The following is a 21,020-nucleotide window of genomic DNA, read 5'->3' on the forward strand; positions in this document are numbered from 1 at the left end:
GTTGAATCGGGTTCCCTCTTCAACGGCTTCAAATGTTGTGCCTAAGATGGAAACTTTTTAGAATTTGAGCAAATTTTTATTGATTTCCTCCTTGGCAAGGGCAATAAACTGACCAATTGGCATGCTGCCCAGGTCACCTTCCCCTTTTTTCCGGACTGACACAGTGCCATCTGCCTGTTCCTTGTCACCCACGATGAGCATGAACGGCGTTTTGGCTACTTCGGCGTCACGGATTTTCTTTCCGATCTTTTCATCCCGGTGATCGACATAGCCGCGGAGATCATCTTCCTGCAAAAGGAGGAAAATCTCATTGGCGTAGTCGGTGTATTTTTCCGAGATGGGTAATACTGCGAGTTGTTCGGGCGACAGCCACAGCGGGAAATTCCCGGCGGTGCTTTCGATCAGAATCGCGATGAAACGCTCCAGCGAGCCAAACGGCGCGCGGTGGATCATCACCGGACGGTACTTTTTGTTATCCGCTCCGGTATATTCCAGCTCGAAGCGCTCGGGCAGGTTGTAGTCTACCTGAATCGTTCCCAGCTGCCATTTCCGGCCGAGGGCATCTTTCACCATGAAATCCAGCTTCGGACCATAGAAGGCTGCTTCTCCGTACTCGATGACGGTCGGCAGGCCTTTTTCCTTTGCAGAATTGATGATGGCCTGCTCGGCTTTGTCCCAGTTTTCTTCGGTTCCGATGTACTTGGAGCGGTCTTCCTTTGAACGGAGCGATACCTGCGCCATGTAGTCATTGAAGCCCAGTACTTTAAATACATAAAGAACGAGATCAATTACCTTCATGAACTCTTCTTCCACCTGATCGGGGCGGCAGAAAATATGGGCGTCGTCCTGGGTAAAGCCACGTACCCGGGTCAGACCGTGCAACTCGCCCGATTGCTCATAGCGGTACACGGTTCCGAACTCAGCGAAACGTACCGGCAGATCCCGGTAACTCCGGGGTTTGGAACGGTAGATTTCGCAGTGGTGCGGGCAGTTCATCGGTTTGAGGAGGAATTCTTCATCCTCATCCGGAGTATGAATCGGCTGGAACGAATCCTTGCCATACTTTTCATAGTGCCCGGAGGTTACATAGAGTTGCTTCGAGCCGATGTGCGGGGTAACCACAGGCGAGTACCCGGCCCGGATCTGCGCGCGGCGGAGGAAATTCTCCAGGCGCTCGCGGAGGGCGGTACCTTTCGGCAGCCACAGCGGCAACCCCTGACCTACCCGTTCGGAGAAGGTAAACAACTCCAGCTCGCGACCGAGCTTGCGGTGATCCCGCTTTTTGGCCTCTTCGAGCAGGTGAACGTATTCGTCGAGTTCCTTTTGCTTCGGAAATGTCACCGCATAAATACGGGTGAGCATTTTATTGTTCTCGTTCCCGCGCCAGTAGGCCCCGGCGACGTTCATGATCTTGGCTGCCTTGATAAAACCGGTATCCGGAATGTGCGGTCCGCGGCAGAGGTCGGTAAAGTCGCCCTGGGTGTAGAACGTAATCTTTCCGTCTTCCAGGTCCTTGATCAGGTCGAGCTTGTACTCGTCACCTTTTTTCTCGAAGTATTCGATCGCTTCCTGTTTCGGAACAGGCGTGCGGGTGAATACTTCCTTCTTCCGGGCGAGTTCCAGCATCTTGTCCTCGACTTTCTTGAAGTCTTCCTGCGAAAACTTGTGGTCTCCGAGGTCTACATCGTAGTAAAAGCCGGTTTCGATAGCAGGTCCGATCCCGAATTTCACACCCGGATACAGCGCCTCAAGGGCTTCTGCCAGCAAGTGAGCGGACGAGTGCCAGAAAGTCGCTTTGCCGCTGGTATCGTTCCAGGTGAGGAGTTTGACGGACGAATCCGCTTCGATGGGGCGGCTGGCGTCCCATACTTCGCCGTTGACTTCGGCGGCTAATACGTTACGGGCAAGGCCCTCGCTGATGCTGCGGGCGATGTCCAGGCCGGAAGCACCCTTCGGGAACGTACGAATGCTCCCGTCCGGCAGGGTAATCTGGATTTGGTTTTCCATAAATGGTTAAACGGTTATAAATCACGGAGATACAAAGTCCGTGAGCTCTTTCCGGCTCAGCCGGTTATCACTGGAGCGAGTCTCCCGCGGCACCGGACTTATCCGGGATGGCCAACTGGGGCCGGTACCGGTCCAGTTGCCGCAGCGTGGGATCGCTGGTGAGAATACGTTTACGCGTGCGCCAGTAGCCGCCTACAGCCCGGCGGTTGGCCGGGTTCTGCTGGGCTTCCAGCAGGTAATAATCCATTGCCTTGTCGTCATTACCTGTCTGTTCAAGGCATTGGGCCATCAGAAAGTTCAATCCGGGATACTGCGGGTTTACTTTTTCGACGACTTCGAGGTGTTTCAGCGCTTCAGCAGGTTTGTTCACCTCAAACAACACCGCGGCGGCCTGAAAACGGGCGCCGGGATGTTCCGGCTCGGTTTTCAGCGCATGAGCAAACTCCCGGTAAGCGCTGTCCGGCTGCGAAATACGTAAAAAAGTAAGACCCCGCCGAAAATGCAGGTCCGCATTCCTCGGAAAAAACTTCAGCCCCTCCCCCACAAACACCAGGCTCTGGGGGTATTGCTTCAGCTGGTAGTGGACGGTCGATAGTTGTTTATAGGTATCCAGGAAGCCGGGAGACAGCGCACGGCTGTGCATGTACAAGGCCAGCGCGCGAACGGTATCGCCCAGTTTGGCGGCGATTACGCCGCGGTAAAAATAGGCTTCCCCATAAAAAGGATTAATCTGCAGGGTACGGGCGATGTACTGCCGCGCCAGGCCGAGCTGATTGACCTGCTGGTACAGGTCGGCGAGCAGGATATACAGCTCCGGCGTCCGGACGTTGAGGATTTCGGCGCGCTGCGCAGCCACGAGGGCATCCTCGGTTTTGCGCTTGGCCCGAAGAATCTTCGCTTTGGTGACGTAAAAAGAGCCGGTATTCCGCTTGAGGTCGATGGCGTCGTTGATATCCTGCAGGGCGGCATCGTACTCCTCGCGCTGGAAGTAGATCTCGGCGCGTTTCCGGTAGTTGTCGGCCGCGCCGGGGTACTGTCGGATGACACGGGTGAGCAGTTCCAGCGCCTGCTGGGTTGAAAAACCCTGGTTCAGGTCCGGCACCGGCGGAATTTTCTGTCCGCCCTGCTCTTCCGAATGACAAGCCGCCATCGTCAGCAGAACTACCCAGCCCAAAAGAATCGAAGAAATCGTACGCATCCGTGGTGACTAAAACGCCGCAAAAATAGAGAAGATACGGGGATCGCCGCCGAATCGGCAGGAAAGAATTGACCGGCCGTTTTCTGCCATTAACCTTGTTTAACCTTAAAGCAAGGTTCGTTAACCGCCTTTGGAAGAGGAAAGGAATAGTTTCGGCCCAGATCTCCGACAACATATTTCTTCCATGAAAAAACAATACCTTCTTCCGGTATTCTTCCTGCTGCTCAGTCTGGCCGCCACCGCACAGACAGGCCGGTGGACCCTCAAAGGTACCCTGGCCGATTCCACCGGCGGTATCCTTCAGAGCGCGTCTGTCACATTACTTGATACCAAAGACTCTACATTGCTTGATTTTCAGCTATCTGACAGCAAGGGCGCATTTGCCTTTCCGAACCTCGCTCAGCGAAACTACCTGCTGCGCATCACGCATGTCGGATACCGCGACTGGTTTGAAAAAGTCGGAAGCGATGTCCCCGATCTCGGTAAAATTACCCTGACACCTCGTGGCAAAAACCTGAATGAAGTAGTCGTCAAAGGTGAAAGAGCGCCGGTCACGATGCGGCACGATACAGTCGAATTCAATGCCGACGCCTTCAAAACCCGGCCGAATGCCACCGTTGAAGACCTCCTCAAACGCCTGCCCGGCGTGGAAGTGGAAAGCGACGGTACCGTCAAAGCACACGGCAAAAGCGTGCAGCGGGTACTGGTAGATGGCAAGGAGTTTTTCGGCACCGACCCGAAAATGGCGACCCGGAACCTGGCGGCGGAGGCCGTCAAGGCGGTTCAGGTATTCGACCGGAAATCGGAGCAGTCGCGCTTTTCGGGAGTAGACGACGGTACCCGGGAAAAGACCATCAACCTCGAACTGAAGGAAGACTTCAAGAAAGGCATTTTCGGGACGGCTGTCGCCGGCGCAGGAGATCAGGGCCGCTATACCGGACGTCTGAACCTCAACCGCTTCGCAAAAAACGAGCAGTATTCCCTCATCGGCACGCTGAATAACATCAACCAGCAGGGTTTTACGCTCAACGATTACTTTAACTTTTCGTCGGTGGGAAGCGGCAGTTCCGGCGGGGGCGGCCCGACGATGGTCAACGTCACCCGTGGCAGCAGCGGAGGCGGCGCGACGGTCAACGGCGTGGCGGTGAATATTCCCGGCCAGACGTCCTCCGGATTTGTCAATTCCGGTTCCGGAGGCCTTAATTTCTTCAACCAGATTAACAAAAAGACGAAAATCGACGGTAACTATCTCCTCAATTCTGTCAAAAGCACGATTGACCGGACCGTTGACAAAGAGAATTTTCTCGAAAACGGCAGTTACAAAAGCAAACAGAGCGGCAATACCGTCAGCCGGACGACCAACCACCGCCTCAACCTGAACCTCGAAACCCAGCTGGACTCGCTCAGTACCCTGCGGTGGACGAATACCGGCTCCATCACCGGGAGCGACTACCGGACCTCCACCCTCACCCAGACCTATGGAACAGACGGGGCACTTCAGAACGACGGAACACGCGCCAACTACTATGAAGGCACAGCCTACTCGCTGAATTCCAACCTCGCCTACCGCCGCCGGTTCAGCAAAAAGGGTCGTTCGCTGACAGCGAACCTGGTTTTCGGGCTTAACAACGACAAAAAGACCGGGAACATCAACGCAGTCAACAACTACTTCGGCACGAATGCGTCGTCGGATACCACGCGGCAGGACGACCGCCAGAAAAACGGACGGCTCAACTACGGCATCACGGCTTTTTACATCGAACCGCTCAGCAAGCGTACTTTCCTGGAATTCAACTATACCTACCAGCGGAATCTCAACGATTCGCGGAGAGACGTCGACGATATCAAGGGCGAAACCCGCACGCCGAATACCCAGCTCACCAACCGGTATGACAACCAGTACAACTACCACCGCGGCGGTCTGAGCTACCGGTACGCCGGGCGGGCGCTCAACCTGTCGACGGGTCTGAATATCCAGCAGGCAAGCCTGATCGGGGAGTTTCCGCTGAAGGATATGAGCATCACGCGGCACTATACCAACCTGCTGCCTAACCTGCGGATGATGTACAACCTGGCTTCGAGCAAAAACCTGAATTTCACCTATGAAACCAGCGTGCAGCAGCCCAGCCTGACGCAGCTTCAGCCGATCGTCGACAATACCGATCCTCTTAACATCAGTACCGGTAATCCGGACCTGAAGCCGGAGTACAACCATCAGTTTTCGCTCAACTACTTCTCGTTTAACCCATCCCGGTTCCGGAATTTCTTCGGAAACGCGTTTCTGACCTATACCACGAATAAAATAGCCAACTCCCAAACCGTAAGTGATCAATTGGTTACAACGACGAAGCCGGTCAACGTACCGGATAATCTCCAGGGGAACGGATTTGTTGGCTTTGGCCTGCCTATTCAGAAGGTAAAGGGCCTGCGGGTCAATGCGAACGTCGGCGTGACCTATGCCCGCAGCCAGAGTATCATCAACGCCGGGAACAACGTCACCAAAACGCTGGGAACAAACCTGGGAACGCGGATCGACTACCGTCCGGGCGATGTATTTGACATTAACCTGGCAGCGAATCTATCGCTCAACAACGCCACCTACTCCCTTCAGGCAGCGCAGAATCAGCAGTACTCCACCCAGCGCTATACTGTCGACGCCAACTGGAATATCACGCCGAAATGGGCCATTTCCAGTTCGATGAATTATCAGGTACTCGCCGGGAAAGGCTACAACCAGGAAATTCCGATCTGGAATGCTTCATTGACGCGGTATATTTTGAAGAACAACGCCGGAGAGATCAAGTTTATCGCGACGGATATGCTCAACCGGAACGTGGTTATCAACCGGTCGGTCGATGTGAACTATTTCCAGGAAGAGCGGGTGCGGTCGCTGGCGCGGTACTTCCTGGTCACCTTCACATACACGCTCCGGAACAAGGCAGGCGCAGGCGGGCGGGGACCGGTGCGGGGCGGACCGGGAGGGCGGCCGCCGATTATGATCGGGGGATAAATGCGAAAAGCGGCTGCAAGGACAGCCGCTTTTCTTTTATCAGGATCTTGTCTGTGTATTCTGTGAAGTCTGTGAGAAAAAAGAAATAGATGTTCTCACAGACTTCACAGCATACACATACATTTTTAGAGTATCAGGTTGCGCAGGCTGAGGCCGATGATCACCAGTCCAACCACGATCATCAATGCCTTCGGGTTAATCTTCCCGCAGATAAAGGCCGCAAATGGAGAGGCAAGTACGCCGCCCAGCAGCAAACCGGCCGTGATGCTCCAATGCTGAACACCAATCATCAGAATAAACGTCAGCGATCCTGCGGCCGCGATGAAAAACTCGGCCAGGTTAACCGATCCGATGGTATAACGCGGCGAGCGGCCCTGTCCGAGAAGAGACGTCGTAACAACCGGCCCCCATCCGCCCCCGCCGACGGCATCGATGAAACCACCCAGCAATGCCAGCGCTCCTACGTAGCGGGTCTTTTTCTTGGTTTTTCGTCCGATGATCGCCTTGCGGATAATCACACCGCCCATACAAAGCAGGTAAACAGAGATATAGGGCTTCAGGAAGCTACCGTCGAACGAGCTGAGCAGGTACGCGCCGGTCACCGCGCCGATGACGCCGGGAATGATCAGTACCTTGAGCAGTTTCTTGTTGACATTCCCGAATTTCCAGTGTGAAAGACCGGAAGCGCCGGTGGTGAATACTTCGGCAATGTGTACGCTGCCGCTCGCTGCCGCCGGACTAACGCCCAGGCTGAGCAAAAGCGATGTAGAGCTGATGCCATAGGCCATTCCCAGCGCGCCGTCTATCGTCTGCGCAAGGAAACCGGCTCCGACAAACAGCCAGAACTCCCCTTTCGTGAGTTCAGATACGACCACCGTAACGGCCGGTCCGGCGAAAGCGAGTGCTGCCGCCAATCCTCCCGCCAACAAAACGCTGACAGCTAAAATAAGCCAGAATGTATTGGGCGCCGGCAATGCCCGGGCAGTAGTTGTCGTAGTAGCCATACACAAAAGAAAAAGCCGGACCCTCGCCGGCTGGACAAAGAAACGTACTTTTTATATAAACTCTATATGTTTAATAGATTTTTAAGGAAGCAATAAGCCGTAGGCTGTAAGCAATAGGCTGTAAGCTATAGGCTGCCGGCAAACTACCCCGGCGCGGCCTATAGCTTACAGCCTACAGCTTATTGCTTACAGCTCAAAAACCTATTGCCTAATTACCCCCCGATCCGCACCCGGCGTTCGCCGTTCATCTGCTGCATTTTCTGGCGCATGATGTCCTGGAATTCGGTTTGGGTGACGGCCTTGCCGCCTTTCGGTTGTTTGAGTTCGGAAGACTTCGGCTTCTTCCAGTCAATTTCCGTGACCGTTGTAACCATTTCCCCTTCGTTCACGTCTACTTCCAGAATCAGGCCGGGAAGGCCTGCGTAGCGATCCGGACCGATGGACACGGGGATTTCCGGGGCATACCAGGCCACCACCGTACGCGATCGTTTCGCCTGGGCCGGTTGCTGCCCCTGAGGGGCTGGCATCGGTCCGCCGAACGTCAGCATCTGGGCTGAAGAGGAGTCGCTGAAAGTCGCCTTCCGGCATTCGATCCCCTTGATGGTTTTGGTTTCCGAGCCGATCTTCCAGCGCTGGCTGCGCAGGGTATCTTCGATCCGGTAGAGGTCGCCGAATACGTCGCGGAGTTCCACCCGTTTCCGTTCCCGGATTTTCGAGTAGATCTCGGTACGCGGACGGTTGAAGCGGAACGCCGGACCGCCGCCGGGGCCTGCCGGCTCGTCGTCAACAGTCGGTTCATACAGCGCTTCGTCCGCTGTAAACATCAGCTGATACCCCGTCGTAACGGACTCGGGCATACGGGCCTGCATGGCGGGGTCGGCGATCTGAACCCGGCCGCGCATCGCTGTTTTCTGACTATAGGTAATGGTCCCTTCGGTATGCTGGGCGATGGCCGCAGAACCGGTGAAGCAGAGGAGTAACAGGGCTTTTTTCATGAAATTGGAAGGAAAATACGGATAGACAAAGCTACCTTCCGCCGAGGTTAACAAACCTTGCTATAAGGTTAAACAAGGTTAATGCCGTTTCGGCCGTGACTTCCTGCCGTTATCTTTGAATCATGTGGTATCCGAAGCCTTTTTCCCGCAACCAGCTGCTGATTGCTCTCATGGTGAGCAGTCTGCTGCTGCTGAGCGGATTTATGGCGTGGTGGCTGCGGCGGAGCTTCCGCGAGCAGAAGCAATTGCTCGTTGCCGAGGCCAGTCAGCCCTTTTTCCGGTCGGTTATGGGTTTGCAGGATTCCCTGATTACGCAAAAAGTACTTCGGCCCATGCAGGCAAAAGGCCTGGGCGGCAGTATCCGTATCATGACCATGCAGCCGCGCCGGGACAGCCTGTTTCATCCGCCTCAGCAAGCGTTTTTCCGTCACATAGAGCGGCGAACGGGAACGCCGCCTCCGGTGGGTCGCCGGCCCGTGTTTTTTGGCCGGGGTATTCCGGCTTCACTGGCCAGAATCGGACCGGATTCCCTGCGCGATTCCCTCAAAATCAAAGAATTATCAATTCGGTATCAACTGGAGCTGGATACGTCGGCGCTACGCATCCGCTATTCCGTCTTCCGGATGACGGCGCCTCCTCCGCGGCACTCCGACACGCTGTTTACCAACGCCTTTCAGGCCGGTCTGCCGCCCGACCATTTTTATGTCGCGCGGATCGAAGACTATGTACCGCTCGTCCTGAAACGGATGGTGCCGCAGATCCTGTTTTCCGTTTTTTTACTTGGATTGACAACGGTAGCCTTCGTGCTGGTATTCAGAAGTCTGCGGGCACAGCAAAAGCTCACGGCGATGAAAAACGATTTCATCAGTAACATCACGCATGAGCTGAAAACGCCGATTTCGACCGTCAGCGTAGCGATCGAGGCCCTCAGTCATTTTGACGCCCTGAAAGATCCGGAACGTACGCGGGAGTACCTCGCGATTTCGAAAACAGAGCTCAACCGGTTGAACCTGCTGGTGGATAAAGTCCTGAAAACGGCGCTGTTCGACCAGCAGCGGATCGCCTATCATTTCGAGACGCTCCCGCTTGTACCCCTTATTCAGGAAGTACTGGACTCGCTGCGGGTTCAGTTTGAGAAGACCGAGGCAGATGTCCGGTTTCAACACGGCACCGGAGCATTTTCTGTGTCGGGAGACCGGGTTCACCTGATGAACGTCCTCTACAACCTCCTCGATAATGCTTTGAAATACAGCCGTAGCAGGCCCAACATCTGCCTTTCGCTGACCGATATGCCCCACGGGATACGCCTGCAGGTACAGGATCAGGGAATTGGTATTGAGCCGGAGTATCAGCTGCAGGTTTTTGAGAAATTTTTCCGTGTGCCTACCGGCGACGTCCACAATGTCAAAGGGTATGGCCTCGGCCTGAGCTATGTCCATCAGATTATCACCGGCCACGGCGGTACCATACGCCTGGACAGCGAACCCGGCCGAGGCAGTACCTTTGAAATTACCTTTCCGTATCATGGCTAAACTACTGTATGTCGAAGACGAACCCTTTCTGGGGCGTATTGTGAAAGAAAGCCTCGAGAGCCGGCAGTACGAGGTGGTAATGGTCGCGGATGGCGACGAAGTATCCGGCACGCTCGAAGCGGCCAACCCGGACTTATGCCTGCTGGATGTCATGCTGCCCAACCGGGACGGTTTCTCCCTCGCCCGCGAGATCCGGGCCCGCTACCCCGACCTGCCGATTCTGTTTCTGACGGCCAAAACCCAGGTAGAAGACGTGATAACTGGCTTTGAATCAGGCGGTAACGACTACCTCCGCAAGCCTTTCAGCCTGGAGGAGCTCATCGTCCGGATCGAAAACCTGCTTCGGCTATCCGTCCGGCCGGCGCAGAAAGCGGCGCTGTCGGTCGGGAGCTACGATTTCCTTCCTCAGAAATTTGAACTCCGGAAAGGAGAGCGTATACGCAAGCTTTCGCACCGGGAAAATGAACTGCTGCGGATTTTCGCTGAAAACCAGAATCAGACCGTCGCCCGCAAGGACATATTGATGAAGGTTTGGGGCGACGACTCCTTCTTCAACTCCCGGAACCTGGACGTATACATCACCCGGTTAAGGGAATATCTCCGGGAAGACGAAAAGCTTCAGATCGTTACGATCAAGGGCGTCGGGTACCATTTCATCACCGGATAGTGGGGTTTGATCGCCGGGGTGATGATCTTTTGGAAAAGCAGGCTACAGGAAGAAGCAAATTCGGCTATTTTTGGCTTTTCCGAAAAATACACGACATCGGCATGAAAAAAATTTCCCTGCTTGCGCTCTTAACCCTCTTCACGTATCAGGCTTATTCTCAGCAATCTCCCACGGAATTTCTCGGATACGAACCCGGCACCGTCCGCTGCACACCGCACTACCGCGTAATCGCCTATTACGAGTACCTCGCTCAACAGTTTCCCCGTCAGGTCAAGCTGATTCAATACGGCAAAACCTATGAAAACCGGCCGCTGATGGCTGCGGTGGTCGCTTCTGAGGAGAACTTTCCGAAACTCGAAGAACTTCGCACCAACCACCTCAAGTCTATCGGCCTGCAGGATGGCGCCGGATCAGGCAAGGATATTGCCATTTCCTGGATGAGCTACAACATCCACGGAAACGAAAACGTATCGTCTGAAGCGGCGATGATCGTGCTGTACGATCTGCTGAAAGGCGATGCGAAAGACGTCCTCAAAAATACGATCGTGGTACTCGACCCCTGCGTCAACCCGGACGGGTACGACCGCTATGTCAACGGCTACAACCAGCGCATGGGGTCTACGCCGAACGCCTATGCCGGCGCCTGGGAGCATACTGAACCCTGGCCGGGCGGTCGGGTCAACCACTATTTGTTTGACCTCAACCGCGACTGGGCCTGGATGGTCCAGCAGGAAAGCCAGGCCCGCAATGCGCTGTACCAGCAATGGATGCCGCACGTATTCGCCGATTTCCACGAACAGGGCATCAACTCTCCGTATTTCTTTACGCCGCCGGCAAAGCCTGTCCACCAGGATGTTACGGGCTGGCAGCGCGAGTTTCAGACCATCATCGGGGATTTCAACCGCAAAGCTTTTGACAAAAATGGCTGGCTGTATTTCACCCGTGAAAACTTTGACCTTTTCTATCCGAGCTACGGCGATACCTATCCCACCTTCAACGGCGCCATCGGCATGACCTTTGAGCAAGCCGGAAACGGACGCGCCGGACTCGCTATCCAGAAAGCCGACGGCGACACGCTGACGCTGAAGGAGCGTATTCTCCACCACGTCACGGCGAGCAAGGCCACGATGGCGGCGCTTTCAGCCAATGCCGACAAGGCGGCTTCGGAGTTTATCAAGTTCTTCTCGAACGCGAAAAGCGCGCCGGGAGGTACTTACAAGACGTTTGTGGTGAAGACGAAAGGCGAAGACGGAAAGATTAAGTCTTTTACGAACTACCTCACGAAGATGGGCTTTCAGTTCGGGTACGCCGACAAGACCGCTTCTTTCCCCGGTTCATACAGCTATGTGGATGACAAAACCGCTACGGCGGCTGTCGAAGCCGGAGATATCCTCATCAGCACCAGCCAGCCGCGGTCGGTTTTCCTCAAAATCCTGATGGAGCCGAAAACTGTACTCGAAGATTCGGTGACGTATGACATTACTTCCTGGTCGCTCCCGTATGCCTATGGCCTGAAAGCCTACGCGCTGAAGGAAAAACTGACGCCGTCGGCTACCAAGCCGGCTACCGCGACAACGCTCCCGGCGATCATCAAACCCTACGCCTACCTCCTGCGCTGGAGCTCACAGGAAGACGCGCACCTGCTGGCACACCTGTACCGGAAAAACCTCCGCGCACGGGTAGCGACGAAGGAATTTGAGCTGGAAGGAAAGAAATATGGTATCGGCACGGTAATCTTTACCCGGGGGGAAAACGCCCGCCTCGGCGACAAATTCGATACTATCCTGGCGGAAGAAGCGCATGAAAACGGCCTTTCACTCACGCCGGTGACCTCCGGCTATGTAACCAGCGGCCCTGACCTCGGCTCCAACTATGTATCACAATTGAAAGCGCCGAAAGTAGCGATTCTGACCGGAGAAGGTACTTCTTCTTACTCGGTTGGAGAGGTGTGGCATTATTTCGACAAGCAGCTCCACTATCCGGCGACGATGGTACTGACGGGCGATTTCCCGAACTTCAAACTAAACGATTTCAGCGTACTGGTGCTGGCGAACGGCAACTACGGTCGCCTGCTCAACGACGCCACCATCGCCCGGATCAAAGCCTGGGTACAGGACGGCGGAAAGCTCATCCTGATGGAAGGCGCCGTCGGTGCGTTTGCCGGAAAGGAAGGCTTCGATATCGCAAAGAAGGAGGAAAAGAAAGACGACAAAAAGGACGACGATCTGAAGATCTATGGCAATCAGGAGCGTGAAGCTGTCTCCGGAGATACGCCGGGCGCTATTTACAAGTTTGCGGTCGACAATACCCATCCCCTCGCCTATGGTCTGCCCGGCTATTACCACGGCCTGGTACTGTCTACGTCTGAATACGGCTTCCTGAAAAATGGCTGGAACGTCGGATACATCAAAAAAGGCGACGCGCCGGTGTCTGGCTTTGTCGGCAAGGACGCCCGCAAGAAGATCGAAAACACGCTGATGTTCGGCGTACAGGATCTCGGTCGCGGTCAGGTTGTGTACTTCGTTAACAATCCGCTGTTCCGCGGTTTCTGGTACCAGGGCAAGCTGGTATTCGCGAATGCGGTATTTATGGTGAATTAATAGCAATAGGCTTTAGGCGATAAGCTGTAGGCAGTAGGCTGCAGGGGTTGAAGCTCCGGGGTACTGTTTACAGCTTATTTTTTAAGAGGCTGTGAGCTTTAGGCTAAAGCTGTGGGCAGCGGGCTTTCCTATTGAAATACAATTAGTTACAGTTTACCGGTTTACGCGGCTTTTTGCCAACTGCTTAACGCCTATAGCCTACGGCTTAAAGCCAACCTTCCCCCTTCCTAACCCCTCTCCCATGAAAACATCCCGGACACTGCTGGCTATTTTGATTGCGCTGCTTCCACTCTTGTACCTGAATTTTATCTGGGCGGAGCTGCCTGAGCGGGTGGCGACGCATTTCAACCTGGCGGGTACGCCTGACAGGTATTCGACGCGGTATGGGCTGTATGGCTTGTTGTTTGGACTTGCGGGGTTTTCCATCGCCTTGTTCTGGGGATTGAAAAATGCCTGGAAACTCGATCCGAAAGGCGGAGAAGCGAACCGGGATATCCTCGAGAAGGCGGCCCTCGGCGCTACGTTGCTGATTTCCTTTGTCAGCCTGCTGATCATCGAGTCGTCGCGGCGCGATAACGGCGACCTCATCGACTACCTTTTCGTGGCGATTCCGCTGTTGTTTGTCTACCTCGGAAACCTGATGATCCATTCCACTCCGAATGCCCTCATCGGTTTCCGGATACCGGCGACGCTCAACGACCCGAAGGTCTGGGAAGAAACGCACCGCGTCGGCGGTCGGCTGATGATGTTCGCGGGGTTGCTTTGTATACTTCCGATGCTGTATCTGCCTTCCTGGGGAAAGATGACGCTGCTTGTCGCAATGGTACTCGTCACAACCATCTACACGGTGATCTATGCGACCCGCAGGGGGAGGAAATAGCATGGGGCAGAGGGCATGGGGTCGCTTGCCCCATGCCCTCTGCCCCATGCAACAAAAAGACCGCCCGGAATTCCGGGCGGTCTTTTTGTCACTGTCCCCGATACCGGATCGCGATGCCTTCCATCGTGAATCCGTTTGCCGTAGCGGAGGTGTAGTACTGGTATTTGACTTTGATGACGGCGTCGGCGCCTATGTCCTTCGCTTCTTCTACCAGTTTTTGGGTAATCTTGTCTTTCTGGGTAGCGTCGTTGCCCCGGGCCGTCATCCGCCCGCGGGCAGTTTGCCCGGCGACGAGCGGCTTTTCATCGGAAAAAGTCAGCTTCCGGATTTCGTCGTAAGGACGGTCCGGTGCTGTATCATTCCAATAAACCGGCAAATCATATTTCACTTTGGTTGTGATCGGTACGGAAGGCGTAAAACACGCCTGCATCACCCACATCACGCCCAGCCACCTCAGGGTATTCTTCATGGTTCAACGGAGGATTAAACCGTTTCCGAATCGTAGATCAGGACGCGGTCCCAGTACTGTTTGCAATCTTCGATAAACTTCAGGTGAATCGGCGCCACCTGGTAGGCATCGTGACCTGCTTCGTCTTTGAAAACGGTCAGGAGGCAATAATCGTATGACCGGTCGATCACGGGGCGGTCCGTAGCGGCCGGCGTTCCGACGTTGAATACTTCGAGGCCTTCTACCTCACCAAGGGTTTTCACACCCTGCTCAAAGCGGGCGCGGTCTTCTGCTGAAATTCCTTCTTTCAGCCAGAAATTAACAACGTGTACAAACATGCGGGATATCAGGCGGTGAGCCCGTCTTTTTGGATAACGAGAACTTGTTTTTCGCGGAGTTCGTCAGAAGCTTTCATCAGCGGCAGGCGGACGTCAGAGGAAATAATCCCCAGCGTGCTCAGAATACCTTTTACGCCGACAGGATTGCCTTCTTCATACAACAGCGGATCGATGTCGAGGAACGATACCAGTCCTTTACGGGCAGCGGCAAAGTCACCCTTCAGCGCCGAATGGATGACGGCCGAAAACGCCTTCGGATAGGCATTGGCAATAACGGACATGACACCTACGCCTCCGATACTGATGATGGGGACAGCCTGTACGTCGTCACCGGAAATCAGCAGGAAGTCTTCCGGTTTATCGCGGAAAATCTCCATGCACTGCTCGATGATACAGGAAGCCTCTTTCACGCCGATGATATTCGGGTGTTGAGCGAGTTCGATGACCGTCGCACTCGTCATGTTGATGCCGGTACGTCCCGGAATGTTATACATGATGACGGGCACCGGGCTGGCGTCAGCGACGGCCGTATAATGCGCAATCACACCGCGTTTACCGGGCTTATTGTAATACGGACAAACGGACAGGATTGCAGCCACACCCGAGAAGTCGGTTTTCTTAATCTGCTCGACAACTTTGGACGTAACGTTTCCTCCGACGCCGAACACGATCGGAAGATTTCCCGGATTATGTTCTTTGACAAACTGAAGGATATCAGCTTTTTCTGCATCGGTTGTCGTAGCCGACTCACCCGTCGTTCCCTGGATCACCAGGTAGTCGACGCCACCGTCGGTCACGTGCCGAATCATGCGTTCCAGGCCATCCCAGTCGATGGAGCCGTCTTCGTGAAAGGGAGTAACAAGGGCGACTCCTACGCCGTGAAATTTGGTATTCATCACTTTCAAAGGGGGAGGTCAGAGGCACACGCCTGCTCCGTACACGTTTATCCGATTAAATTCAAAAACTCGTCTTCCGAAATCATCGCCACATTCAGCTTCCTGGCTTTGTCGACTTTCGACGAACCGGGCTTTTCGCCGACGATCAGGAAATTCAGTTTACCCGAAACCCCGCTGAGCAATTTGCCGCCGTGGGCTTCGATAAGCCGTTCAAGCTCTTCCCGCTCAAAACTCCGGAACGTACCGGTGTAAAGAAGCGTCTTTCCTGAAAGTTTTTCGCTGAGTTGTTCGATGATGGCTTCCTCGCCCAGGGTCAATTGCAGGCCGGCCGATTGAAGGCGGGCGACAAGCTCCTGATTTTCAGCCGCCGAAAAGAATTCGACGACGCTCTGCGCAATTCTACCGCCAATTTCGGGAACATTCGTCAATTCTTCGACACCTGCCTGCCGAATCGCATCGATTGTTTTGAAATACCGGGCCAGTTTCTGGGCGACGGTTTCACCGACATACCGGATTCCGATGGCAAACAGTACCCGTTCGAACGGCACTGTTTTCGATACTTCAATCGCATTCAGGATGGCCTGCGTTGTCTTTTCCCGGAAACCGATCTTCTTGCTTTTGCCGGTTTCAGGGTCGGTAATGACTTTTTCGAGGCCGAAAAGCTGCTCATACGTCAGGTCATAGAAATCCGCCGGATTGGTCACGAGGCCTTTGTCGTACAGCAACTCGATTTTTCCTTCTCCAAGGCTGTCGAGGTTCATGGCCTTTCGCTGAATGAAGTGCTCGAGTTTACCTTTGATCTGCGGCGGGCAGCCCTTGTCATTCGGACAGTACCGCGCTACCTCTCCCTCCGGCTGCACCAGCGGAGTACCACAAACCGGGCAGGTTTCAGGGTAGTGTATTTCCTCGGTTTCTTCAGGCCGGCGGTCGAGGTTTACCCCCGTAATTTTCGGGATGATTTCTCCTCCTTTTTCCACGAATACATAGTCACCGAGGCGAATACCCAGCCGGCCTATTTCATTGGCATTGTGCAGACTGGCCCGTTTTACAATGGTACCTGCCAGCAATACCGGCTCGAGGTTCGCCACCGGCGTCACCGCGCCGGTGCGTCCGACCTGGTAGCTCACGGAGCGAAGCGTCGTTTCGACCGATTGCGCCTTGTATTTATAGGCAATAGCCCAGCGCGGAGATTTGGCTGTGAAACCCAGTTCCCGCTGCTGTGCAAATGAGTTTACCTTGACTACAATGCCGTCCGTATTCAGAGGAAGATCAAACCGTTTGGTCTCCCATTCGCGGATATAGGCAATTACTTCTTCAATGGATGCACATTTTTTCCACGTCGGCGATACGTTGAAGCCCCAGCGCTGCAGCGCGAGAATACTCTCTTCGTGCGTCTGGAAAATTTCCCTGTCCGACAAAAAACTATAGAGGTAGCAGTCGAGCCGCCGCCGGGAAACCTCTCCGGAGTCCTGCAACTTAAAGGTACCTGCCGCTGCATTACGCGGGTTCATGAGCGGTTCCTCGCCGATGTCCAGTCGCTCCTGATTGAGGCGGTTGAACGAAATCAGCGGCATAAAACCTTCTCCGCGGACTTCGAACACCGGCGGGAGGTCCTCCGCTTCAATGCGATGCGGTAAGGTGCGGAGTGTTTTGATATTATGGGTAATATCGTCGCCGCGGGTTCCGTCGCCCCGCGTGATTCCCATCGTCAACTGACCGTTTTCATACCGGATCGACAACGAGATTCCGTCGAACTTCTGTTCACAGATATATTCGACCGTCTCTTCGGGAATGGCTTTGCGGATACGTTCTTCCCAATCCAGTATCTCCTCGTCGCTGTAGGTATTGGACAGCGACAGCATCGGATAGCGGTGGCTGACGGTCGGAAATTCTTTGGAGATTGTTCCGCCAACGTGTTGGGTCGGTGAGTCTTTGTGCTTCAGCTCAGGGTGTTGCCTTTCCAGGTCTGATAGTTCCCGGAGCAGCTGGTCGAATTCTTCGTCCGATATTTCCGAGACGGCGTCCTGGTAATACCGCTGGTTGAGGTAGTTCAGACGACCGGTCAGTTCGTCAATCCGTTGCTGGGGATTCATACGTGCGTGCAGTGAAAGATTCGGGGAGGCTTCCGGGAAAAGTGCCCGGAAGCGATCAATGCCCCCATGGCAAAGTTCTAAAACTTTTGCATAGCTAAAAATTCTCCGACCTTTGGTACATGAAAACCCCGATCATTGCTCCCTCCATCCTGGCGTCTGATTTCGCCAATCTGCAGAAGGAAATCGAGATGTTGAACCGGTCCGAGGCCGACTGGATTCACGTCGATGTCATGGATGGCGTCTTTGTTCCGAATATTTCTTTTGGTCTTCCGGTGACGGAGGCCGTCAAACGCTACGCGGAAAAGCCGCTCGACGTCCACCTGATGATCGTGCAACCCGAGCGCTACCTGGAAGCCTTCCGGGACGCCGGCGCAGCGACGATCACGGTGCACTACGAAGCGTGCACGCACCTGCACCGGACGGTACAACATATCAGGGCGCTCGGCTGCAAGGCCGGAGTAGCCCTCAACCCGCATACGCCGGTGACATTGCTGGAAGATATTCTCGAAGATCTCGACCTTGTGCTACTGATGTCGGTAAACCCCGGCTTCGGAGGACAAAAGTTCATTGAGCGGACGTACGAGAAAATCAATCGCCTGGCGGATATGCGCTACACACTTAATAATAAGCTTCTTATCGAGATTGACGGCGGTGTAAATGCAGCAAACGCCGGCAAACTCGTCGAACACGGTGCCGACGCGCTCGTAGCGGGCAATTTCGTCTTTTCTGCTCCCAGCCCGGAGGAGGTAATTGCGTCGCTGAAACATTTGCCGATCAGGTAATTTTCAGCAACGGCTTGCTTTCAAAAGAGTAGAAATACTTAATTTTCGTTCCTGTTAAAGGAAAAGAGATGAAAGCGGTTACAGAAGCCAGACGTTACCTTGAGAATGCCCGCGCCCTGCTGCGCGACAAGGCAATTAAGGAAGAAGGATATTACCAGGATATCAAGTACGTCCGGATGGCGGGTCATACCGCCTACTCGGGCGTACTTGTTGCGTTAGATGCCGCGCTGGGCGTGAAAAAGAAAGGGAGGAAAAGCGTGGAGTGGTATAAGGAAGAACTGGCCGCTTTGGATAAGAAGGCATTGGGTACGTTCGTGTCAGCTTACGATATCCTGCATCTGTCGATGGGGTATGATGGTGTCCCCAGCGCCAAAATTGCGAACTATGGTTTGGAAGAAGCCGACACGCTGATCAACTGGGTGGAACTCCGTCTCGCGTAGTTTGGCAGCCTCATTTTCTTGTCTATAGTCAACCCCCAAACCCGAAACAATACCCATGCGTGCTTCCCTCGCTGCTCCCAGACGATATGTCGAAAACGCCCGCTCACTCCTCCGCGAAAAGGCATGCAAAGAAGAAGGATACTACCAGGATACCAAATATGTCCGCCTGGCCGGGCATGCCGCTTATTCGGGCGTTTTACTTGCCCTGGACAGAATACTGGGCGGAAAGCAGAAAGGGAGGAAAAGTGTTGAATGGTACAAGGAAGAACTCGGCAAGATCGACAGGCGCGCACTGACGACGTTCGTTGCTGCCTATGACACCCTCCACCTGTCGATGAGTTATGACGGAAATCCCGACGCCAAAGTGGCCCTGGCTGGTCTCGAACAGGCCGATCAATTGATTGAATGGGTAGAGCTTCGACTCGCATAGTCGTGCGTGGATATTCCATTAAACAATCGACTCCAACCTGAAAAGCGAAACGAATACGCCCATGTCATACTCTTTCACTACTCCAAGGCGATACGTCGAAAACGCCCGCTCACTCCTCCGCGAAAAAGCGTGTAAAGAGGAAGGATACTACCAGGATACCAAGTATGTCCGCCTGGCCGGTCATGCCGCTTTTTCCGGCGTACTGCTGGCCTTGGACACGGTACTGGGCGCAAAGCGGAAGGGAAGGAAAAGCGTCGAATGGTACAAGGAAGAACTGGGAAAGATCGACAAGCGGGTTCTGACGGCCTTTGTTGCGGCTTATGACACCCTTCACCTGTCTATGAGTTACGATGGAAACCCGGACGCTGAAGTAGCCCAGGCCGGCCTCAAACGAGCCGATCAGCTGATTGACTGGGCCGAAGCGCGCATTTCCTGGTAATTGGTTTTCTGCTGAGTGTCTACTCTTTTTTGAATAATGAAGCTTTCGACTGACCAGCTACGCGAACTCCTCCCCGACCTGTTTGAATTCCGCCTGCTCGAAGAACTCGCACAGGCGGGCGAATTCCGGACCCTGGACTCCGGTACAGCCCTTATCCGTCCGGGAGAGTTCATACGCTCCGTACCGATTGTTTTGAGCGGTACCATCAAAGTGCTGCGACCTGACACGGAAGGACGGGAAGCATTGCTCTACTACCTTGGATCGCATGATTCCTGCGCGATGTCGCTCACCTGCTGTGTCGGACGGCGCGCCAGTGAAGTTGCCGCGGTTGCAGAGGAGAGAACTACTGTTTTGCTCGTGCCTGCGGAGCAGGTAGACAACTGGCTGTGCCAATACCCGACATGGAAAGCGTTTATCTTCCGGACTTACCAGCGACGATTTGAGAATTTGCTGGAGACGGTGGACAGCGTCATTTTCCATCAACTCGACCAGCGACTGCTGGAATACCTGCGAAAGAAAACCGCTGCTGCGGGAAGTCATACGCTGCTTATCACCCACGAGGAGATTGCCCGTGAGCTGGCCACCTCCCGCGAAGTAGTTTCCCGACTGCTGAAACAACTGGAAAAAAACGGGCGCGTAGCGCTGACGCGCAACAAGATCACGTACTACGGCGGCGCTATGTGACAAGTGTCACGGAATCCGGCTTGCAACTTTTCCTTCTTTGTGCTGATTTCTAATCGCAGATCAACATGAAAAAGAACATGCATCCAACAGACCGGCTGCTTCGTGCCGCGGTGGCGTTGCTCCTTGTCGGACTGTACGTTACCGGCGTTATCACCGGAATGGGCGGCGGCGCCCTTCTGATCATTTCCGGTATCCTGCTGCTGACGAGTTTCACCGGCATGTGCCCGCTGTATACGTTAATCGGTATTCATCCACGAACCTCTCGCCGACATTGATATGACCCTTGCAAACTGGCCTCTGATGCGCATTATCCGACTGGCCTTCGGTATCATCCTGGTGCTTACGGGGTTTGTCTATTCAGACTGGATGGCAGGCGCTTTCGGGGGGTTACTATTGGGGCAGGCCATTCTGAATACGGGTTGCGGCCCGTCAGGGTGTAACCTCCCCCCGTCACGTGAAGAATAACCAAACGGCTCCCATACTGGACTAGCCCCCAAAAGTTGGACAGGTAAAAGTTACGATTCGATTCGAAGAGCTCGGTACTGAACCGGGCTCTTGCCGTTTAAATTGAGTTTGA

General features: G+C 54.4%; 20 protein-coding genes. 12 read left to right on the forward strand and 8 right to left on the reverse strand.

Annotated features, from left to right (window positions below; genetic code table 11):
- Positions 1 to 57: 57 nt before the first annotated feature.
- Positions 58 to 2,007, reverse strand: coding sequence for a threonine--tRNA ligase (gene thrS, locus BLR09_RS15750; RefSeq protein WP_093204160.1), 1,950 nt, complete (start codon positions 2,005 to 2,007; stop codon positions 58 to 60).
- A 67-nt stretch (positions 2,008 to 2,074) separates the two neighbouring features.
- Positions 2,075 to 3,205 carry a tetratricopeptide repeat protein gene (locus BLR09_RS15755; protein WP_093204163.1) on the reverse strand — a complete coding sequence of 377 codons (1,131 nt, stop codon included), beginning with the start codon at positions 3,203 to 3,205 and terminating at the stop codon, positions 2,075 to 2,077.
- 184 nt (positions 3,206 to 3,389) lie between these two features.
- On the opposite strand from BLR09_RS15755, the gene BLR09_RS15760 reads away from it, so the two are divergent.
- The gene (locus tag BLR09_RS15760) at positions 3,390 to 6,215 is read left to right on the forward strand and encodes an outer membrane beta-barrel family protein (protein WP_093204165.1); all 2,826 of its coding nucleotides are present in this window, start codon (positions 3,390 to 3,392) and stop codon (positions 6,213 to 6,215) included.
- Between the two features lie 125 nt (positions 6,216 to 6,340).
- Here the strand turns inward: BLR09_RS15760 and BLR09_RS15765 are convergent, their stop codons facing one another.
- Complete coding sequence (locus tag BLR09_RS15765; RefSeq protein ID WP_093204168.1) at positions 6,341 to 7,219, reverse strand: sulfite exporter TauE/SafE family protein; 879 nt, start codon at positions 7,217 to 7,219, stop codon at positions 6,341 to 6,343.
- Between the two features lie 212 nt (positions 7,220 to 7,431).
- A complete protein-coding gene (locus BLR09_RS15770; protein WP_143011116.1) occupies positions 7,432 to 8,214 on the reverse strand; it encodes a GLPGLI family protein in 783 nt (260 codons plus the stop codon).
- Between the two features lie 122 nt (positions 8,215 to 8,336).
- Between BLR09_RS15770 and BLR09_RS15775 the strand changes: the two genes are divergently transcribed.
- The 4 genes from BLR09_RS15775 (at position 8,337) to BLR09_RS15790 (ending at position 13,893) form a co-directional block, all read left to right on the forward strand.
- Positions 8,337 to 9,746 (forward strand): sensor histidine kinase, encoded by a 1,410-nt coding sequence (locus BLR09_RS15775; RefSeq protein WP_093204173.1) that lies wholly within the window; start codon positions 8,337 to 8,339, stop codon positions 9,744 to 9,746.
- Positions 9,739 to 10,413 (forward strand): response regulator transcription factor, encoded by a 675-nt coding sequence (locus BLR09_RS15780; protein ID WP_093204176.1) that lies wholly within the window; start codon positions 9,739 to 9,741, stop codon positions 10,411 to 10,413. Before BLR09_RS15775 ends, BLR09_RS15780 begins: the two co-directional genes overlap by 8 nt.
- 101 nt (positions 10,414 to 10,514) lie before the next feature.
- Positions 10,515 to 13,013 (forward strand): M14 family metallopeptidase, encoded by a 2,499-nt coding sequence (locus BLR09_RS15785; protein ID WP_093204296.1) that lies wholly within the window; start codon positions 10,515 to 10,517, stop codon positions 13,011 to 13,013.
- 241 nt (positions 13,014 to 13,254) lie between these two features.
- Positions 13,255 to 13,893 carry an SdpI family protein gene (locus tag BLR09_RS15790; RefSeq protein ID WP_093204178.1) on the forward strand — a complete coding sequence of 213 codons (639 nt, stop codon included), beginning with the start codon at positions 13,255 to 13,257 and terminating at the stop codon, positions 13,891 to 13,893.
- Between the two features lie 88 nt (positions 13,894 to 13,981).
- On the opposite strand, the gene BLR09_RS15795 is transcribed toward BLR09_RS15790, so the two are convergent.
- Genes BLR09_RS15795 through ligA form a run of 4 tightly spaced genes read right to left on the reverse strand, consistent with a single transcriptional unit; the run spans position 13,982 to position 17,668 of the window.
- On the reverse strand, positions 13,982 to 14,362 hold the full coding sequence (locus tag BLR09_RS15795; RefSeq protein WP_093204181.1) for a heavy metal-binding domain-containing protein: 381 nt from the start codon (positions 14,360 to 14,362) through the stop codon (positions 13,982 to 13,984).
- A 14-nt stretch (positions 14,363 to 14,376) separates the two neighbouring features.
- Positions 14,377 to 14,679, reverse strand: a complete 303-nt coding sequence (locus tag BLR09_RS15800) for a Dabb family protein (RefSeq protein ID WP_093204184.1) — start codon at positions 14,677 to 14,679, stop codon at positions 14,377 to 14,379.
- Positions 14,680 to 14,687: 8 nt separating this feature from the next.
- A complete protein-coding gene (gene dapA, locus BLR09_RS15805) occupies positions 14,688 to 15,575 on the reverse strand; it encodes a 4-hydroxy-tetrahydrodipicolinate synthase (RefSeq protein WP_093204186.1) in 888 nt (295 codons plus the stop codon).
- Between the two features lie 47 nt (positions 15,576 to 15,622).
- Positions 15,623 to 17,668: an NAD-dependent DNA ligase LigA gene (ligA, locus tag BLR09_RS15810; protein ID WP_093204189.1), complete on the reverse strand. Its 2,046-nt coding sequence runs from the start codon at positions 17,666 to 17,668 to the stop codon at positions 15,623 to 15,625.
- 119 nt (positions 17,669 to 17,787) lie between these two features.
- Between ligA and rpe the strand changes: the two genes are divergently transcribed.
- From rpe to BLR09_RS25530, 7 genes are all read left to right on the forward strand, one after another.
- Positions 17,788 to 18,450: a ribulose-phosphate 3-epimerase gene (gene rpe / locus BLR09_RS15815; RefSeq protein WP_093204191.1), complete on the forward strand. Its 663-nt coding sequence runs from the start codon at positions 17,788 to 17,790 to the stop codon at positions 18,448 to 18,450.
- Positions 18,451 to 18,518: 68 nt separating this feature from the next.
- A complete protein-coding gene (locus BLR09_RS15820) occupies positions 18,519 to 18,890 on the forward strand; it encodes a DUF5618 family protein (RefSeq protein WP_093204194.1) in 372 nt (123 codons plus the stop codon).
- 55 nt (positions 18,891 to 18,945) lie between these two features.
- Positions 18,946 to 19,320: a DUF5618 family protein gene (locus BLR09_RS15825; protein WP_093204196.1), complete on the forward strand. Its 375-nt coding sequence runs from the start codon at positions 18,946 to 18,948 to the stop codon at positions 19,318 to 19,320.
- 61 nt (positions 19,321 to 19,381) lie between these two features.
- On the forward strand, positions 19,382 to 19,759 hold the full coding sequence (locus BLR09_RS15830; protein ID WP_093204199.1) for a DUF5618 family protein: 378 nt from the start codon (positions 19,382 to 19,384) through the stop codon (positions 19,757 to 19,759).
- Positions 19,760 to 19,795: 36 nt separating this feature from the next.
- Entirely contained in the window at positions 19,796 to 20,443 is a 648-nt protein-coding gene (locus BLR09_RS15835; RefSeq protein WP_093204202.1) for a Crp/Fnr family transcriptional regulator, read from the forward strand.
- A 65-nt stretch (positions 20,444 to 20,508) separates the two neighbouring features.
- The gene (locus BLR09_RS15840) at positions 20,509 to 20,718 is read left to right on the forward strand and encodes a YgaP-like transmembrane domain (RefSeq protein ID WP_093204204.1); all 210 of its coding nucleotides are present in this window, start codon (positions 20,509 to 20,511) and stop codon (positions 20,716 to 20,718) included.
- Between the two features lie 25 nt (positions 20,719 to 20,743).
- The gene (locus tag BLR09_RS25530) at positions 20,744 to 20,908 is read left to right on the forward strand and encodes a hypothetical protein (RefSeq protein ID WP_176785572.1); all 165 of its coding nucleotides are present in this window, start codon (positions 20,744 to 20,746) and stop codon (positions 20,906 to 20,908) included.
- The last annotated feature ends 112 nt before the right edge of the window (positions 20,909 to 21,020 follow it).

The sequence above is a fragment of the Siphonobacter aquaeclarae genome (assembly GCF_900103285.1).
GTDB classification, from domain to species: Bacteria; Bacteroidota; Bacteroidia; order Cytophagales; family Spirosomataceae; genus Siphonobacter; species Siphonobacter aquaeclarae.

Coding starts and splice junctions, on each gene's coding strand:
- thrS (WP_093204160.1), bottom strand. CDS start 2,007: ATGGAAAACCAAATCCAGATTACCCTGCCGGACGGGAGCATTCGTACG.
- BLR09_RS15755 (WP_093204163.1), bottom strand. CDS start 3,205: ATGCGTACGATTTCTTCGATTCTTTTGGGCTGGGTAGTTCTGCTGACG.
- BLR09_RS15760 (WP_093204165.1), top strand. CDS start 3,390: ATGAAAAAACAATACCTTCTTCCGGTATTCTTCCTGCTGCTCAGTCTG.
- BLR09_RS15765 (WP_093204168.1), bottom strand. CDS start 7,219: ATGGCTACTACGACAACTACTGCCCGGGCATTGCCGGCGCCCAATACA.
- BLR09_RS15770 (WP_143011116.1), bottom strand. CDS start 8,214: ATGAAAAAAGCCCTGTTACTCCTCTGCTTCACCGGTTCTGCGGCCATC.
- BLR09_RS15775 (WP_093204173.1), top strand. CDS start 8,337: ATGTGGTATCCGAAGCCTTTTTCCCGCAACCAGCTGCTGATTGCTCTC.
- BLR09_RS15780 (WP_093204176.1), top strand. CDS start 9,739: ATGGCTAAACTACTGTATGTCGAAGACGAACCCTTTCTGGGGCGTATT.
- BLR09_RS15785 (WP_093204296.1), top strand. CDS start 10,515: ATGAAAAAAATTTCCCTGCTTGCGCTCTTAACCCTCTTCACGTATCAG.
- BLR09_RS15790 (WP_093204178.1), top strand. CDS start 13,255: ATGAAAACATCCCGGACACTGCTGGCTATTTTGATTGCGCTGCTTCCA.
- BLR09_RS15795 (WP_093204181.1), bottom strand. CDS start 14,362: ATGAAGAATACCCTGAGGTGGCTGGGCGTGATGTGGGTGATGCAGGCG.
- BLR09_RS15800 (WP_093204184.1), bottom strand. CDS start 14,679: ATGTTTGTACACGTTGTTAATTTCTGGCTGAAAGAAGGAATTTCAGCA.
- dapA (WP_093204186.1), bottom strand. CDS start 15,575: ATGAATACCAAATTTCACGGCGTAGGAGTCGCCCTTGTTACTCCCTTT.
- ligA (WP_093204189.1), bottom strand. CDS start 17,668: ATGAATCCCCAGCAACGGATTGACGAACTGACCGGTCGTCTGAACTAC.
- rpe (WP_093204191.1), top strand. CDS start 17,788: ATGAAAACCCCGATCATTGCTCCCTCCATCCTGGCGTCTGATTTCGCC.
- BLR09_RS15820 (WP_093204194.1), top strand. CDS start 18,519: ATGAAAGCGGTTACAGAAGCCAGACGTTACCTTGAGAATGCCCGCGCC.
- BLR09_RS15825 (WP_093204196.1), top strand. CDS start 18,946: ATGCGTGCTTCCCTCGCTGCTCCCAGACGATATGTCGAAAACGCCCGC.
- BLR09_RS15830 (WP_093204199.1), top strand. CDS start 19,382: ATGTCATACTCTTTCACTACTCCAAGGCGATACGTCGAAAACGCCCGC.
- BLR09_RS15835 (WP_093204202.1), top strand. CDS start 19,796: ATGAAGCTTTCGACTGACCAGCTACGCGAACTCCTCCCCGACCTGTTT.
- BLR09_RS15840 (WP_093204204.1), top strand. CDS start 20,509: ATGAAAAAGAACATGCATCCAACAGACCGGCTGCTTCGTGCCGCGGTG.
- BLR09_RS25530 (WP_176785572.1), top strand. CDS start 20,744: ATGCGCATTATCCGACTGGCCTTCGGTATCATCCTGGTGCTTACGGGG.